This is a genomic window from Pelomonas nitida, from assembly GCF_043555975.1.
Classification (GTDB): Bacteria; Pseudomonadota; Gammaproteobacteria; order Burkholderiales; family Burkholderiaceae_C; genus Pelomonas; species Pelomonas nitida.
This window is the reverse complement of sequence record NZ_JBIGIA010000053.1, coordinates 1-336: the sequence shown is the minus strand read 5'-3', so window position 1 is coordinate 336 and position 336 is coordinate 1. Positions and strand designations below refer to the sequence as shown.

Sequence of the window (336 nt, the reverse complement as noted above, 5' to 3'; positions counted from 1 at the left end):
GGCCCGTCAGGCGGCCAGCAACGGCGGCACGGTGGTGTCCCAGGTCGTCGAGACCATGGAAGAGATCAGCGCCAGCTCCAAGAAGATCGGCGACATCATCGGCGTCATCTACGGCATCGCCTTCCAGACCAACATCCTGGCGCTGAACGCGGCGGTCGAAGCTGCCCGCGCCGGTGAACACGGTCGTGGCTTCGCCGTCGTGGCGGCCGAAGTGCGCGCGCGGGCCCAACGCTCGGCCGGCGCCGCCAAGGAAATCAAGGTGCTGATCCAGGAATCGACCGTCAAGGTCGAAAACGGCACCACGCTGGTCAACAACGCCGGTGTGACGATCCGCAG

At 66.4% G+C, this 336-nt stretch carries 1 protein-coding gene; it reads left to right on the top strand.

Going from position 1 to position 336, the window contains the following annotated elements; genetic code table 11:
* Positions 1 to 336, top strand: a 336-nt coding sequence (locus ACG00X_RS24075) for a methyl-accepting chemotaxis protein (protein WP_394492364.1), incomplete at both ends; no start/stop codon positions are given.